General features: G+C 50.2%; 15 protein-coding genes. 1 reads left to right on the top strand and 14 read right to left on the bottom strand.

Annotated elements, in window-relative coordinates:
- Positions 1 to 51 precede the first annotated feature (51 nt).
- The 12 genes from ACEVBK_RS01160 to ACEVBK_RS01215 all read right to left on the bottom strand — a co-directional run bounded on the left by ACEVBK_RS01160 (position 52) and on the right by ACEVBK_RS01215 (position 8,465).
- Positions 52 to 936: a hypothetical protein gene (locus tag ACEVBK_RS01160; protein ID WP_375056818.1), complete on the bottom strand. Its 885-nt coding sequence runs from the start codon at positions 934 to 936 to the stop codon at positions 52 to 54.
- Between the two features lie 443 nt (positions 937 to 1,379).
- Positions 1,380 to 1,772: an SMI1/KNR4 family protein gene (locus ACEVBK_RS01165; RefSeq protein ID WP_375056819.1), complete on the bottom strand. Its 393-nt coding sequence runs from the start codon at positions 1,770 to 1,772 to the stop codon at positions 1,380 to 1,382.
- Positions 1,773 to 1,874: 102 nt separating this feature from the next.
- Positions 1,875 to 3,113 carry a hypothetical protein gene (locus ACEVBK_RS01170; RefSeq protein ID WP_375056820.1) on the bottom strand — a complete coding sequence of 413 codons (1,239 nt, stop codon included), beginning with the start codon at positions 3,111 to 3,113 and terminating at the stop codon, positions 1,875 to 1,877.
- 145 nt (positions 3,114 to 3,258) lie between these two features.
- Positions 3,259 to 4,164, bottom strand: a complete 906-nt coding sequence (locus ACEVBK_RS01175) for a hypothetical protein (RefSeq protein WP_375056821.1) — start codon at positions 4,162 to 4,164, stop codon at positions 3,259 to 3,261.
- A gap of 448 nt (positions 4,165 to 4,612) precedes the next feature.
- Positions 4,613 to 5,140 (bottom strand): hypothetical protein, encoded by a 528-nt coding sequence (locus ACEVBK_RS01180; protein ID WP_092026057.1) that lies wholly within the window; start codon positions 5,138 to 5,140, stop codon positions 4,613 to 4,615.
- Between the two features lie 118 nt (positions 5,141 to 5,258).
- On the bottom strand, positions 5,259 to 5,600 hold the full coding sequence (locus ACEVBK_RS01185) for an outer membrane protein assembly factor BamE (protein ID WP_375056822.1): 342 nt from the start codon (positions 5,598 to 5,600) through the stop codon (positions 5,259 to 5,261).
- A gap of 118 nt (positions 5,601 to 5,718) precedes the next feature.
- Positions 5,719 to 6,015: a hypothetical protein gene (locus ACEVBK_RS01190; RefSeq protein ID WP_375056823.1), complete on the bottom strand. Its 297-nt coding sequence runs from the start codon at positions 6,013 to 6,015 to the stop codon at positions 5,719 to 5,721.
- Positions 6,016 to 6,108: 93 nt separating this feature from the next.
- On the bottom strand, positions 6,109 to 6,438 hold the full coding sequence (locus ACEVBK_RS01195) for a hypothetical protein (RefSeq protein WP_375056824.1): 330 nt from the start codon (positions 6,436 to 6,438) through the stop codon (positions 6,109 to 6,111).
- Between the two features lie 22 nt (positions 6,439 to 6,460).
- Positions 6,461 to 6,901: a hypothetical protein gene (locus tag ACEVBK_RS01200; protein ID WP_375056825.1), complete on the bottom strand. Its 441-nt coding sequence runs from the start codon at positions 6,899 to 6,901 to the stop codon at positions 6,461 to 6,463.
- Between the two features lie 91 nt (positions 6,902 to 6,992).
- A complete protein-coding gene (locus ACEVBK_RS01205) occupies positions 6,993 to 7,394 on the bottom strand; it encodes a hypothetical protein (protein WP_375056826.1) in 402 nt (133 codons plus the stop codon).
- Positions 7,395 to 7,491: 97 nt separating this feature from the next.
- Positions 7,492 to 8,031, bottom strand: a complete 540-nt coding sequence (locus tag ACEVBK_RS01210; protein WP_375056827.1) for a hypothetical protein — start codon at positions 8,029 to 8,031, stop codon at positions 7,492 to 7,494.
- 86 nt (positions 8,032 to 8,117) lie between these two features.
- Positions 8,118 to 8,465 (bottom strand): hypothetical protein, encoded by a 348-nt coding sequence (locus ACEVBK_RS01215; RefSeq protein WP_375056828.1) that lies wholly within the window; start codon positions 8,463 to 8,465, stop codon positions 8,118 to 8,120.
- Between the two features lie 252 nt (positions 8,466 to 8,717).
- On the opposite strand from ACEVBK_RS01215, the gene ACEVBK_RS01220 reads away from it, so the two are divergent.
- Positions 8,718 to 9,704 carry an integron integrase gene (locus tag ACEVBK_RS01220; RefSeq protein ID WP_375056829.1) on the top strand — a complete coding sequence of 329 codons (987 nt, stop codon included), beginning with the start codon at positions 8,718 to 8,720 and terminating at the stop codon, positions 9,702 to 9,704.
- A 763-nt stretch (positions 9,705 to 10,467) separates the two neighbouring features.
- Here the strand turns inward: ACEVBK_RS01220 and ACEVBK_RS01225 are convergent.
- Positions 10,468 to 12,798, bottom strand: coding sequence for a Tex family protein (locus tag ACEVBK_RS01225; RefSeq protein ID WP_375056830.1), 2,331 nt, complete (start codon positions 12,796 to 12,798; stop codon positions 10,468 to 10,470).
- A 256-nt stretch (positions 12,799 to 13,054) separates the two neighbouring features.
- Positions 13,055 to 13,957: a LysR substrate-binding domain-containing protein gene (locus tag ACEVBK_RS01230; RefSeq protein WP_375056831.1), complete on the bottom strand. Its 903-nt coding sequence runs from the start codon at positions 13,955 to 13,957 to the stop codon at positions 13,055 to 13,057.
- Positions 13,958 to 14,010 lie beyond the last annotated feature (53 nt).

Genomic DNA, 14,010 nt, shown 5'->3' on the forward strand with positions numbered 1-14,010 from the left:
CGGCGCAGCTTTGCTGCGTCCGGCGCCGAAGGCGTGTAGTTGATTGACTTGTTAGCCCTTTTTCCAAAACTGCCACCATTTTTTATTTTGAGCCTCAGGCTCCTCGGCTGTGCTTATCGTAGGCCGCGGAAAAGGATTCGATGCAACAATCAAAGACAAATTAATTGAATTAAATAACTTGTCCGAAAGCTCTTCATATTCTTTGTGAGTAGCGGAGTCATTAAATCCGATATCACTCCATGATCCCATGCCGCCAAAGACCCAAGCACGCTGACTTGCGTTCAAGAGCTGGTGATATTCAGGCTCGGCATAGCCATTCGGGAATATTGTATATTCTTTTTCGTTAGAAGTACCAGGCTCTTCAAGAGCCTTCAGCCCCCGATCAAAACACTCTCCAAAATTACCACAGTCGTTCTTATGGGCAAATTCGCTGATCTTTTGAAGAATTTCTTTGAGCTGCTCTTTAGCTTTAAGTGCCGATGGTAGTGGCTGTTCAGGTTGATTGCTATTTCTTAGTATTCTGCCGTACTTTACATGCCATATGTTCTGCTCAGGATCATCTCTGTCGCCTACTTCCCAGCCTGCCTCCCAAAAATCGGATTTCCCCCGTTTTACGGCTTCAATAAGCCAGCGGCCACCACCACCGACGAATGCGGATGACATTCGGTCTGAAATGTCTTCTTTATTAGTAGAAATATATCGGACTCGAAATTGTACCACCCCTGTATCTTTGAGCTTTTCAAACCAAATAATAGGGTCTTTAGCAAAATCTCTCTCATGCCATTTCGTTCCTGAACTTTGAAGATCTACAAATTTGACAAATTTGCAAAACTTAAAAGTGAAACTACTTGGAAAATAACCCTCCTTTAGACGTCCACTTAGATATTCATTCCCATGAGCAGCTAAAGAAAGTAATTGGGCAATTGTACCTTGCATGAATTCTCCACAAGAGGGCTAACGCCAAAAACAGCGGCGCATTTATGCGTCCGCCTGGTTTTTCTTGTTAACTGTTTCGCGAGCGATATCGCGAAGCTCGCCCCAGGCAGTGCTGAAGAGTGCGCCACCAATGATTGAAAAGAAGATAAGCAAGCCCTGTCCCGTGAGCGACATAGCGCTATTAGGGGAATGGGTCATCTCTAGCGTCGGAAGCGAGCCATACGCAATGAACACTACCGACCACGCCAACAGTGACTTGGGGCCTTTCTTTCGAAGCATTAGAGCTGCGTAAACACCGCAGAAAAGATAGACGATATAAATTAGTATGTACGGAGACATCTGATCCTACTATTTTCTATAGATACAGTTAACGCCCGCGGCACGCGCGGCTTTGTAATGGAGGCGCAGCCGCAATGAAAAATCCGTCGCCGTGCCTGCGATTGTTAAGCATTTCCACTGAGCCTAGGGCGCATGATTTCCATTGTTTTCGCATAGAAATCGTCCATTGATGACGCGTAGCTTACAAACTGTAAGGACTCATGTTCGAAACAGTAAACTCCTGAAAATATGCCACTTTTAGATATGAAAAAATAGTCGCCATTTCCACCACCACCAATAATTAGCCAGTCGTCAGGCCAAAAGCTGGGCTCAACTTGCATTGGTGACCAAACTGACTTGAACGAACGCATCTCTACATTAATAGCTTCGACTTTTAACGAATCGAATATTAGCTCGTTTGACGAAATGTCCTCGAAATCACTTTCGCAAAAGCCCTCATGCTCAAGGCGTTCCTTGAGTGTAGAGAGATAAGTTCGATAGAAATATGGAAGCTCCATTGAATTCCTGCTTAACGCCCCAATCAGAGGCAAAAAATAGTTGGTTAAAATTAGCGACGCAGGAGCAAAACCAACTATTTTTTGTCCTGCTGAATTGGCTTGTTAAGCGGCTTTTTGGTGAATTAAATAGTAATAATTAAACAAGCACTTAATTAACTGATGCATGCGATGCATTTCCCTGTAAGAAATCAATATATTTCTCATAAAATCAAGAAAGTAGATCTCCTCAGCTTTCTCTTGCTTTATACCTTCCTTTTTAGGGAAATATGTAATTAATTGAGTAACCTCATTGTACTCAACTTTTACATGTGCGATTGAATTTCGTAACTGATTATTTACCGAACCGGCAGAGATAGTGTACCAACAATCATCTAAATGACTGGTTTTAAACCCATATGGCAAATCAGCATATTCATGAAGTGATTTCGGAGTTGTTTTCCCAACATCTTTAAACTTATTAAAGTCACCACGATGAATTATGTTATTAAGCCCTGCTACTAGAACCAACTGGCGCGACATTACTTCAGAAATATCTTTGTAAAGATCTTTATAAGTTTGAAAGTCGTGTGCTGACACCCTAAATGCTACAAACTCTTTGTCATAGTTATCATCAAAATCTAGAAATAGCGCAGGACGAAATGCAAGTTCACCAGCAAGTATCTGAGGATAAATATCAAGACAGTCTTTTTGCATGTTATGTAAAAAACCAGTATCAAAAATCTCATTCATGTATGCGTTAAAGCCATCTTTGTTTTTACTTAAAGCATCATGAATGGCTTTCATATGCAATTTTACAGAATCTGCATTTTCATCTGGCATTGAGAAAGGGAAAAAGACTTTTGCGATAACACAATAAAGTGCAAGGTTTAAATCTTGCGGTTTCTCAGAACGCAGCTTTTCACCAAATTTTGATTCACATAGCTGACCGAATAGCTTTGTGTTTTTAGAATAAAGACGGAGAATACGTTTAAAGTCATCTAACTTTGGGTACAGCAAGTTTAAGGCATTTAATCTTGCATTATGGATATGAAAATTCTCATGGCCTATTCTTGCGTGAGCCATCATAAATGGGGTATGACCCATTTTGTACTCGCCAAATTTAACTGGAAAATCCAAATGTAGATCAATGAATGGATTTTCATTTGTAAAAGGGCCTTCAAAGTGGATAGATTTAGCACCTTTATATTTAAAGCCTTTTCCCAAATTCAACTCAATAGATATACGTTCCCCACAGGTTGGGCATGCAAAACTAATTGGCTGAACATCCCTATTAGACATCCCAATACGGCAATCAATATTTTCTTTGCAAGTATTACATTCTAATCTTTGATTAAAATTCATAGGTAGATTCAAACTCCTTTTGCCGCTTAACGCCCGGTTAAGAGGCTGACAACGCTAAACACTGAACCTAAAATGACAGCCGTAATCACAAATGCTGATTTGAACAAAAACCGCCACGCGTTGGCAGTCCCTCTTTAACCGTTTGTTATACGCGTTCTAAAAGGTGCTCATATTTTCTAGGTAATAAAGCGAACTCTCCCCAACCAACATGCTCTATGCAAAGACCAGAACCATTCTCTGTAACCTTACCGTACATTAATACGATTCTATCCTGACTATTATCATCAATTCCCTTTTCGCGTTGCTTTTCATCCTGAAGTTTAAAGTAAAAGTCGTTAAACTCTTTCGTATTATAGCTAAGCTTAGTCATGCGGATGTTTTTAGGTGTCTTACCAGCATTGAATGATTTAACAATTTTCCCATAATAAAGTTTGAGCTTGTTATCCGGACCAGTAATAGTTTTGATACTTCGAATATAATCTTGAAGTTGGACTGCATGCTTACTATTTGGAAAAAAGAAGTAACGATGAAGATTTTCGTCAAAATTCTTTACTATACCTTTGACTGTTTTAAATTTACTTGGAAGGTTGAATGTTTCTCCTCGATGCCTCCCTATCGGCACAGAAGTTACAGGACCGTCAAGTTCCTCAACTTCCGTCTGGTCATACTCCTTTGCCTTTTTGTTTGGCGCAATAGGCTTGTCTTGGATAAAGCCCTCAACAATAACAAGTTCTTCATCTTGTATTGCTTTTTTGGCTTCTTCTTCATTTAAGTACTTTTTACCCTCAGCTTTCTTTGTGCGCAAACCGCAATCTGTTTTTATGCTTCTTTTGTGAGCAAAATATGCAGCCCTACCATTGTCTGAATAATCTTTATCTCTTGGTGAACGAAACAAAGGAGCACAACATTCTGGACAATAAATATTGTCGTGCATTTCCTCTTCAAACTCTGTTGTTAGAGCCTTTTCAGCATTTGCTTTAAGGTACGCTTTATCACCACCATCAAAGCTCCAACCCTTTAAAAAAAGTGCAAACTTAATTCTGTTTTCCATAGATACTCCAAACTTACACCCATAGCGTATAACGCCTGAAATAAGCCGCGCCGCGAAGCGGCGTCGGCTTGATTGAATTGTTATGCGATGGTGGCCCGGATGCAGGGGTGAAACCGAGCCCTGAACCACGACACCGCATGCCAAGCCAAGCATGCCACAGCTCGCCGGTGCAGGCTTGCCCGAAAGGCCGTCGGGCATGGGCTGGCCGAAGCCCGCCGGAGATGATTGCGCCATGACAGTGAATTGCGCTCTGGCGAAGCCGCGAAATAGCCGATAGCGGCGATGGCAGTGCATACGGCCGGGAGCCCATGCGGAACGCAGCGAAAGCGCTACCGAAGTTCACCGCAGAAACTGCCTTTGCTCCACCACCGCATAACGCCTGCAGCATGCGCGCCCATGGAATGGAGCCGAAGGCGCAAAGTAATGGGCGTCGCCGTGCCTGCACTGGTTAGATTTTATCGGCAAAGCCCTGAAAGTCAGCGTTTATTTCTCGGATTTTCGCCTCGTCATCGGCAAGATTTCGCTTTCCGTTATGCCGGAAATAATAATCAATGAGTTCATAGGCCCACTTTGCATCAACGTAGGCTAAGAACAACCCCCGTTTAATTGCTTGAGGAGCGTAATCCCCTGCTAGCCTTTGATTAAACGTCGCAATGTGCCCGTAAATCGAGTTGATGCTGAGGCGCTGATCGCTAGTAATATGGAGACAGATTTCTGGATAATACTGAGTATAGATTGGGTGAGTAATCGCATGGGGCCATATGGTTGCTCGAGGTGCATCATCTGTGTTGATGCTCTTTGCACAACGCTCCATTGATTTCTCTAAATGTGCCTGTAGATCTTTGAGCTCAGCATTCAGCGCCCCCACGAGTTTTCGATTCTTAAGGTGACTTCTCAGCAGCTCTGATCCTTGGCCAAGCAGCCAGCCTACGACTACTCCCAATAAAGTCACCGTGGATTTACTCAGCTCTTCCATGCCTCACCTTAAAATCTAACGCCCGGCTCACCGAGCAAATTTTGATGGCGGCTTTGTGCGTGTTTTTGCACAAAAGGTGACAGCGAAAATTTGTCCGGTGCAGCCGCTTGTTAGGCAACTATGGCCCAAACCTCACTCCGTTGTCACCGCTGTTTACCATATTAAATTTTTCTACAATCTCATTCTCATCAAATAGCACCGCAAGGTTTTGCTGTTTCATTCCAGTGCCAAAAGGACCAACAAAAACATAGTGCCAAATCATCGTTAGTTTTCCCTCTGTTCCGTATGACTGGGAAAGCGGAGAACCAAAAAGTTCATGCATCTGTTGTTTTGTAGTTGTACCAGGAATAATTTTTTCTATACTGCTTTGAGATATCTGCTTTCCACTACTCGCACAACCTGCCAATACTAAAATCAGGATAATGACTGTAAATCTATACAAGCCTTTGATTAATTTCATTCGCATATTCCTATTCGTGTTTTATTTGCCTAACGCAGAAATTTGCGGCAATTTCGGAGCCGCGAAGCGGCGGAAAAATTGTCCGGCAACATTGACTTGTTATACCTAGTGCCCGCCGCTAATACTGAAAATCCAGGTCATATTTCCCACTGCTGTTGAGAGTGAAGTTGCAGACACTGTAGAGACCTTTTCCATCTGTACTGACCAACCGAGCGAGCTCATAGAAGTACCTAGGCAACATGACGAAGTCGATCAGTGAATGCTTGCCATTTTCATTAAAATAGACCGCTTTGATATTGATCGAGCTTTGCCCTGTGTTTTTGGCCTCAATTTCGATCTTCTCCCATGGTGCCGGAACTACTTGAGCTAGTTCGTCAGAGATTGCTTGGAGGCACTCTATCTGATCTTCGAACATTCTTCCCTCGACTGGGTATAACGCCGCCAGCACGCGCGGCTTTGTAGTGGAGGCGAAGCCGCAACGAAAAAGCCGTCGCCGTGCCTGGCATTGTTAGCCATTCCAGCCTTCCCATATTGGAGTATTTTTCTCACAGATTGAGACCCAGTTGGCAAGCTCTTGCACTTTATTTTTAGCATTTTGGTAGTCAATTACACCTGTATCGATCTGCTCCCAAAGCCAAGCCAAATGACTTTCCAAACCAATCGGATAGTTTATAGAGTCTTGCCTCAGATTCATGTAAATGAACGGCGTCCCGTCAGGCTCACAATCTCCGTTAATTGCATTATTGGATATATGCCAGCCCGATTCGGTTGCTCGAAGTCGATATGTGACCTCTAAATTCCACCGCCGATTAAATACTTTGAATACTAACCCATCCATTTGGCTCCCCTTGGCGCAGCAACTAAAAGCTACGTCCGTTAAATTTTGCTTCCACCACTTGCCAGAGGCGACCTTCGTCATCTAACTCTTCAGATGATGCGTGCTCGTCAAATAACGGTAGCAACATCGAAAAACTTGTATTTCCGCCATGCTCATTGACGATTTTTAGCAGGTAGCGCCCTTCATGGTCTCCTCCATATTGTCGAATAAAATCGACTTGAAGATTTCTGCCAATAAAAACAGCGCTGGGATTTCGCTCTGTTGCATACTTGTCAATTGTCCTTTTGGCGTTGTTGACGACGTACTGCCAATTTGCACTCATAGTACTCTCTGGACCATCCGAAAAAGCGGAAGCCTCCTGGCTTTGCAAGTTTTCGGTATTCGTAGAATTGCTAGGCTCATCGGAACAGGCAATTAGTCCTAGGCTGATGAATAGTGCCAAAGATAGTTGAGTCTTCTTCATAGTTTCTCCTTACATTGATTGGCTAACGATTAAGCTAAAGGGCACGCGTCAGCGTGTCCCAGTGAGCGACGCGAACGATTTGAGCGCATAGTTAGGTTGCAGATTGCACAGGGATGCTAGCTGCAATTTCTATGAACCAGTCAGAGTCTATCTCAACCAATTTTCCGCCCAAGAATAGATTGTTTTTATTAAAGCTTAGAATTTCTCTTGGTGAGATTTCTGGATCTTTAGCAAGACACATGACCATATAGCACTTGGCTCCATCTTTGATGAGTTGGATATGGCTGAGACGCTCCATGTAGCCGAGATTGTCTTGCCCCTCACCATATTTCTGGAGGTGCGATAGCTGCATGTAATGCGCGCCATCATGCTTGATTTTTCGATCTTGCCATACGCGCAGAATTACCGTGCCTTCTTCGCGGACGCCGCCCCAAGACCAGCGAGAGTTTTTGAGCGGAGCGCCAATTTTTTCGAAGAACTGTTTCAGGCTCACGGTGATACTTCCTCTGCTACCTAACGCCGCTCAGCACGCGCGGTTACGGAATGGAGGCGCAGCCGCAATGCAGTAACCGTCGCCGTGACTGGCATTGTTATAGCAGCAACCGTTCGATGATCCGATTTGAGACTTGCCTTCCATACTCGTGCAAACACAACGGCCCCTTATAATTAACAGTTTCTGGAAACTGTAAGCGCAGCAATCTGTGCGCCACTGCTGCGGACTCCATTGCGAGATCAAATGACGGTGCATGGTTTGATTCGAAAGTTTTTACGTTGAAGTGCGCTATAACCTCGTCTCTGAACCGTTTTATCTCTCGCCAGTACGTCATGAAATCAGCATCAGTTACTCCAAGCTGTTCGAATAACTGTTTACGGAAATCATCCTTATTCAATGCCGCAGCTTTCCAGTGGGTGCCTTCCGCATTTGAGCCGAACACTTTGCACCACGACAACGCCGCATCCCCTAAGAGCGCATTGCAGATGCTCCTGAAAGGGAAAAGATACCCCGCGCCTTCATCCAGACTATCCAAATGCTCCCAGATTGCATAGAACGAATAGTATGATCTCGAAAATGTCGCGAGAAACATCATGCTATGTTCGGCTTGCTCTATACGCTCTACGGGGTCACGCATCAATGTACCTATAACGCCCGCAGCATGCGCGGCTTTGGAATGGAGGCGAAGCCGCAATGGAAAAGCCGTCGTCGTGCCTGCGATTGTTAACTGTTCATTTCACGACGACTCACCGGCATTCGAGCATCCGCAGTGCGCAACTGCTTTTTGAAGCCTCGATTACCTCTCACTACTTCCTTGCCATTTTTATCGAAGGTAACAAGCGTCTCTTTCTTAATGTTCTTGTACTGCCCATTCAATTCGTACTCAAAGCTAACGAGGTCTGTTTTGAATACCCACTGCTGTGAACCTAGCGCAATAAAGCTGTATTTTTCTCCATCAATGATCAGCACGTGAGAGTGCAGAGCTTTCGTATTACCACCTTTACTAGGAGGCCTTGATTTTTCGTTCAAATACTTTTGATAGTCTTCGATCTTAGCTTTTTCTATCTTCACAGAAACCTCGATACGTACACACAGTTAACAATTTAATAGAAGGCATGATGCCCGATTTTTGTACATGCGTCTCGCCTTCTATCCAGAAGGAAGATCTGGGCTAGATTTTCCAACTTATTGATAAAAAAGATCATTTTATGCTCAGCCCCGGATCTTGGTAAAAATTTCGTGCATGTCGCCTTTGAGTATGTGGCAAAGTCACTCAATCACAACTACTGTTCATTTATACAGCTAAATGTAAAAGGGGTCATCATGGCTTCACCATTTTTTGAGTACCTGCGTGAATTTATGCTGTCCAGGCGATATGCCAAGCGAACGATAGATACCTATCTATATTGGATCAGGTTTTTTATTCTATTCCATGATAAGCGGCACCCGAACCAGCTGGGTGATACTGAAGTTGAACAGTTTCTGTCATATTTATCTAATCAACGCCATGTTGCGGTTAAAACTCAGGCAACAGCATTAAACTCCTTGAGTTTTCTGTATCGCCATATCATACAGCGGCCACTGTCTCAAGATCTACACTTTAACAAGTCTCATACTCCACAAAAATTACCGGTTGTACTGACTCGTGCCGAAGTTCAAGCCCTGTTGGCGTTGGTTGATCTTCGTTACAAATTGCTGGCCCAGCTGCTCTATGGTAGTGGTTTGCGTTTGATGGAAGCAATTCGCCTCCGGGTACAGGATATCGATTTTGACTATTTGTCTGTATTGATCTGGCAAGGGAAAGGCAATAAAAATCGTCGAGTTACCCTGGCGGGTGAACTTGTGCCGGCACTTCATGGGCAAATTCACTTGGTAGAACAGTATTACCAACAAGATAAAGAGACTGCCGATTATGCAGGTGTCTGGTTGCCACACTCCTTGGCGAGAAAATATCCAAGTGCTCCCGGTCAACTGGGCTGGCACTATCTGTTCCCTTCGCATCAGTTAAGCATAGACCCAGAATCCAGGCTGTTGCGCCGCCATCACCTTGATGAAACCACCTTGCGCCGGGCGATTAAGTGCGCAGCCCGAAATGCGAAGATCCGCAAGAATGTTACCTGCCATACGCTGCGCCATAGTTTTGCCACGCATTTACTGGAGGCGGGTGTGGATATTCGTACCGTACAGGAGCAACTGGGGCACTCGGATGTTAAAACCACGCAGATTTATACCCATGTCCTTAAGCAGGGCGGTAATGCCGTTAAGAGCCCACTTTCGTTGTTATTGGCCGGCAATTTCAGCCAGGAATGAGAGTGATGGCAAATTTCTTAAAGACACGCTACCGCCCTTGGGTTGCAGCGCCCCATATGCTGTAAAAAGCAGCTTAGCGGCAGGTGCCAACAGGGTCTAGCCGGTGGTGCGTTTTTTGTGTTTTAAGGTAATGATTGGTTAATAAATAGTCGATTGGTGTGCGGGTTGAAGTATATGGCCTGATATTGAGATTTTGCACCGGTTTATGGACCCCCGCCTTCGCGGGGGAGACATCTGAAAGAATCCTGCCGGGCGCTGGAATGGGCCAGGACCCCCGCCTTCGCGGGGGAAACATCTGAAAGAATCCTGCCGGGCGCTGTACTGGGCCAGGGCCCCCGCCTTCGCGGGGGAGACATCTGAAAGAATCCTGCCGGGCGCTGGAATGGGCCAGGGCCCCCGCCTTCGCGGGGGAAACATCTGAAAGAATCCTGCCGGGCGCTGTACTGGGCCAGGCCCCCGCCTTCGCGGGGGAGACATCTGAAAGAATCCTGCCGGGCGCTGTACTGGGCCAGGGCCCCCGCCTTCGCGGGGGAGACATCTGAAAGAATCCTGCCGGGCGCTGGACTGGGCCAGGGCCCCCGCCTTCGCGGGGGAAACATCTGAAAGAATCCTGCCGGGCGCTGGGCTGGGCCTGGCCCCCGCCTTCGCGGGGGAAACATCTGAAAGAAGCCTGCCGGGCGCTGGGCTGGGCCAGGGCCTCCGCCTTCGCGGGGCGATATGCTGTAATGGCCCGGGTCGTCCCGGGCCTTTTTGTTACTTTTTCTTACTTTTTCTTTTGCAAGGCGGCGGCCAATGCGGCGCCCATGGCGCCCTGGGGCGCGGGTTGCTCGCGGCGGGCAGGGCGGTTGCCGGTCTGGCTCTTGTTGCCGCCGGTTCCCCGGCTGCCCTGGTTGCGCTCATCCCGGCGCGGTTTGCCGCCGGCCTGGTCGGCGGCGCTCTGCTCCAGGCGCATGGTCAGGGCGATGCGGTTGCGTTGCAGGTCCACCTCCAGCACCTTCACCTTGACGATATCGCCGGCCTTTACCACTTCCCGCGGATCCTTGATAAAGCGGTCGGTCAGCGCCGAGATATGCACCAGGCCGTCCTGGTGCACGCCGATGTCGACAAAGGCGCCGAAGTTGGTGACGTTGGTCACCACCCCTTCGAGCACCATGTCCGGGATCAGGTCCGAAGGTTTTTCCACCCCGTCCATAAAGCGGGCGGTCTTGAACTCGGGGCGCGGATCCCGGCCCGGCTTGTCCAGCTCCTTCAAAATGTCCTGCACCGTGGGCAGGCCGAAGTGCTCGTCGGTGTAGTCGCGGGCGTCCAGGGTCTTGAGCTGGGCGCTGTTGCCGATAAGGCCGTTCACCGGCTGTTGCAGCCGGGCCAGGATGCGCTCCACCACCGGGTAGGCCTCGGGGTGCACGGCGGAGGCGTCGAGCGGGTTCTTGCCCTCGCGGATGCGCAAAAAGCCGGCGCACTGCTCGAAGGCCTTGGGCCCCAGGCGCGGCACCTTCAGCAGTTGCTTGCGTTCGGCAAAGGCGCCCTGCTCGTCGCGAAAGGCCACTATGTTCTGGGCCAGGGCCGGGGTCAGGCCCGACACCCGCGCCAGCAGCGGCGCCGAGGCCATGTTCACGTCCACCCCCACGGCGTTCACGCAGTCTTCCACCACCGCCTCCAGCTTGCGGGCCAGCTGGGTCTGGGACACGTCGTGCTGGTACTGGCCCACGCCGATGCTCTTGGGATCAATCTTCACCAGCTCGGCCAGGGGATCCTGCAGCCGGCGGGCGATGCTCACGGCGCCGCGCAGGGATACGTCCAGATCCGGGAACTCGTTGGCGGCCAGCTCGGAGGCGGAATAGACCGAGGCGCCGGCCTCGCTCACCACCACCTTCTGCAGCTTGAGCTCGGGCGCCTGCTTCATCAGCTGCTCCACCAGCCGCTCGGTCTCGCGGGAGGCGGTGCCGTTGCCGATGCTCACCAGGCTCACCTTATGGCGGCGGCACAGCTCGCCCAGGGTGCGCAGGCTCTGCTCCACCTTCTTGTGCGGCTCAAAGGGATACACGGTGGCCTGCTCCAAGAGCTTGCCGGTGCCGTCCACCACCACCACCTTGACCCCGGTGCGGATGCCCGGATCCAGGCCCATGGTCACCCGGGCGCCGGCGGGGGCGGCCATCAGCAGATCCTGCAGGTTGAGGGCGAACACCCGGATGGCTTCTTCCTCCGCCTGCTCCCGGGCCTGGCCCAGCAGCTCGGTTTCCATCTGCAGCGAGAGCTTCACCCGCCAGGTCCAGCCGATCACCCCGGCCAGCCATTGGTCGGCGGCGCGGTTCCGGTGCTGCCAGCCCACCAAGCGGGCGATGATGCCTTCGCAGGGGTGGCTGTCGGCCTCGGTTTCCACCACCAGGCTTAAGCTCAGCACCCCTTCGTTGCGGCCGCGCAGCATGGCCAGCAGCCGGTGGGAAGGCACCTTGGCGATCGGCTCCTGGTGCTCGAAGTAGTCCTTGAACTTGGCGCCGCCTTGCTCCTGGCCGCCGATCACCCGCGCCTGCAACAGGGCGTGCTGCCACATATGGCGGCGCACCGCCTCCAGCAGATCCGCCTGTTCGGCGAAGCGCTCCATCAGTATGTATTTGGCGCCGTCCAGCGCCGATTTGGCGTCGTTTATGCCGGCATCGGCCTTGATATAGCCCTCGGCCAGCCGCTGCGGATCCTGGTTCGGGTCCTTGAACAGGCTGTCGGCCAGGGGTTCCAGTCCGGCTTCGATGGCAATCTGGCCCTTGGTGCGGCGCTTGGGCTTGTAGGGCAGGTAGAGATCTTCCAGCCGGGTCTTGGTGTCGGCGGCCAGCAGCTCGCCCTTGAGCGCCTCGGTGAGCTTGCCCTGTTCGTCGACGGACTTGAGGATGACGGCGCGCCTGTCTTCCAGCTCGCGCAGGTAGCCCAGGCGGCTGTCCAGGTTGCGCAGTTGGGTGTCGTCCAGGCCGCCGGTCACTTCCTTGCGGTAGCGGGCAATAAAGGGCACGGTGGCGCCTTCGTCCAGCAGGCGCACGGCGGCGTCTACCTGGGCTTGCGCAACGGTCAGTTCCTGCGCCAGTAATTGGTTGATATTGGTCATAAATCAGTCTTCGAAGGGGGTGTATCTAATGTGGTTGATGTACCACTCCCTGACGCCCGAGGGGGGGGTACCCCTACCTCGTCGTCCACTTGGCTACCGCTTGAATCAACAACGACTAAGCCGGCACTTTCCAGACGTTCTCGGAAACATGTGCCGTACTCTACAAGCGATGGCGGGTCATGAAAACCATGTTCGGGTTTTCGGCAACCGGTTGGCTGGTCCGGCCCGGCCGCATCGGACGCCCGCTGTCCGCAGGCTAAGGCGGCAATGAACGGCCGCTGGTGTTCCTGAGCAGCCAGTCGGCGAAGCGTCTGGCATAAGGGTTGGAAAAGCCTTCCTGCGGGTACACCAGGTAGAAGTCCTCGCTGCTGGGAAGCCGCTGGCTGAAGGGGGCTATCAGGGTGCCATCCCTTAGCTGGTCTTCCACCAGCGACAGCCGGCCAAGGGCAACGCCGAAGCCGGATTCCACCAGGTGCAGCACGCAGGCGTAGGTGTCGAACTGCATGCCTTCGGAAGGGTTGACGCGCGTCGCCTCGGCAAACTGCAGCCATTCTCCCCAGCCTTCCTCATAGCCCATCACATGCAGCAATTCATGATGGCGCAGGTCGTCCACCTGCCGCAGCGGCTGCCTGGCCAGCAGCGCCGGAGCGCAGACCGGAAAGAGGGTATCCCTGCTGAGCCTTTCGACCTTAACGCCCGTCCATTGTCCCTTGCCCCAGCGGATTTCCAGGTCTCCCGCAATCTCCTCCTGCCGCAGCCAGATATCGGTGTTCAGCTGCAGGTTGATGTCCGGGTGCTCCGCCTGAAAAGAGGCCAGCCGGCGTGCATTCAGCCAGTAGCTGAAAAACGCCATGCTGCCCCGGATCTTGACCTGTTTGCGGTGTCCTTCACCAAAAATCTCGTTGGTGGCGATCATCAGCTTCTGGATGGCGCCGTGCACAATCGGCAGATAGGCTAGGCCTTCTTCCGTCAGTTCGATGCTGCGGGCCTGCCGTTTGAACAGCGGGGTGTTCAGCTGCGCTTCCAGGCTTTTTATCTGCTGGCTGATGGCGCCTTGCGTCATATGCAGCTCGTTGGCCGCCTGGGTAAAGCTGAGCAGCCTGGCCGCCGCTTCAAAGGAGCGCAGCCAGTTCAGGGGGGGCAGTGCCTTGCTTTTCATAAATGCCATTCCGCTTGCATATCAACACTCTTCCAGTGAGGGCTTGTTGTCAT

Source organism: Zobellella sp. DQSA1 (assembly GCF_041950555.1).
In the GTDB taxonomy this organism is placed as follows: Bacteria; Pseudomonadota; Gammaproteobacteria; order Enterobacterales; family Aeromonadaceae; genus Oceanimonas.

Bases quoted from the DNA above. Each gene is read 5' to 3' on its own strand.
- ACEVBK_RS01160 (WP_375056818.1), bottom strand. From the start codon at position 936: ATGCAAGGTACAATTGCCCAATTACTTTCTTTAGCTGCTCATGGGAAT.
- ACEVBK_RS01165 (WP_375056819.1), bottom strand. From the start codon at position 1,772: ATGGAGCTTCCATATTTCTATCGAACTTATCTCTCTACACTCAAGGAA.
- ACEVBK_RS01170 (WP_375056820.1), bottom strand. From the start codon at position 3,113: ATGAATTTTAATCAAAGATTAGAATGTAATACTTGCAAAGAAAATATT.
- ACEVBK_RS01175 (WP_375056821.1), bottom strand. From the start codon at position 4,164: ATGGAAAACAGAATTAAGTTTGCACTTTTTTTAAAGGGTTGGAGCTTT.
- ACEVBK_RS01180 (WP_092026057.1), bottom strand. From the start codon at position 5,140: ATGGAAGAGCTGAGTAAATCCACGGTGACTTTATTGGGAGTAGTCGTA.
- ACEVBK_RS01185 (WP_375056822.1), bottom strand. From the start codon at position 5,600: ATGAAATTAATCAAAGGCTTGTATAGATTTACAGTCATTATCCTGATT.
- ACEVBK_RS01190 (WP_375056823.1), bottom strand. From the start codon at position 6,015: ATGTTCGAAGATCAGATAGAGTGCCTCCAAGCAATCTCTGACGAACTA.
- ACEVBK_RS01195 (WP_375056824.1), bottom strand. From the start codon at position 6,438: ATGGATGGGTTAGTATTCAAAGTATTTAATCGGCGGTGGAATTTAGAG.
- ACEVBK_RS01200 (WP_375056825.1), bottom strand. From the start codon at position 6,901: ATGAAGAAGACTCAACTATCTTTGGCACTATTCATCAGCCTAGGACTA.
- ACEVBK_RS01210 (WP_375056827.1), bottom strand. From the start codon at position 8,031: ATGCGTGACCCCGTAGAGCGTATAGAGCAAGCCGAACATAGCATGATG.
- ACEVBK_RS01220 (WP_375056829.1), top strand. From the start codon at position 8,718: ATGGCTTCACCATTTTTTGAGTACCTGCGTGAATTTATGCTGTCCAGG.
- ACEVBK_RS01225 (WP_375056830.1), bottom strand. From the start codon at position 12,798: ATGACCAATATCAACCAATTACTGGCGCAGGAACTGACCGTTGCGCAA.
- ACEVBK_RS01230 (WP_375056831.1), bottom strand. From the start codon at position 13,957: ATGAAAAGCAAGGCACTGCCCCCCCTGAACTGGCTGCGCTCCTTTGAA.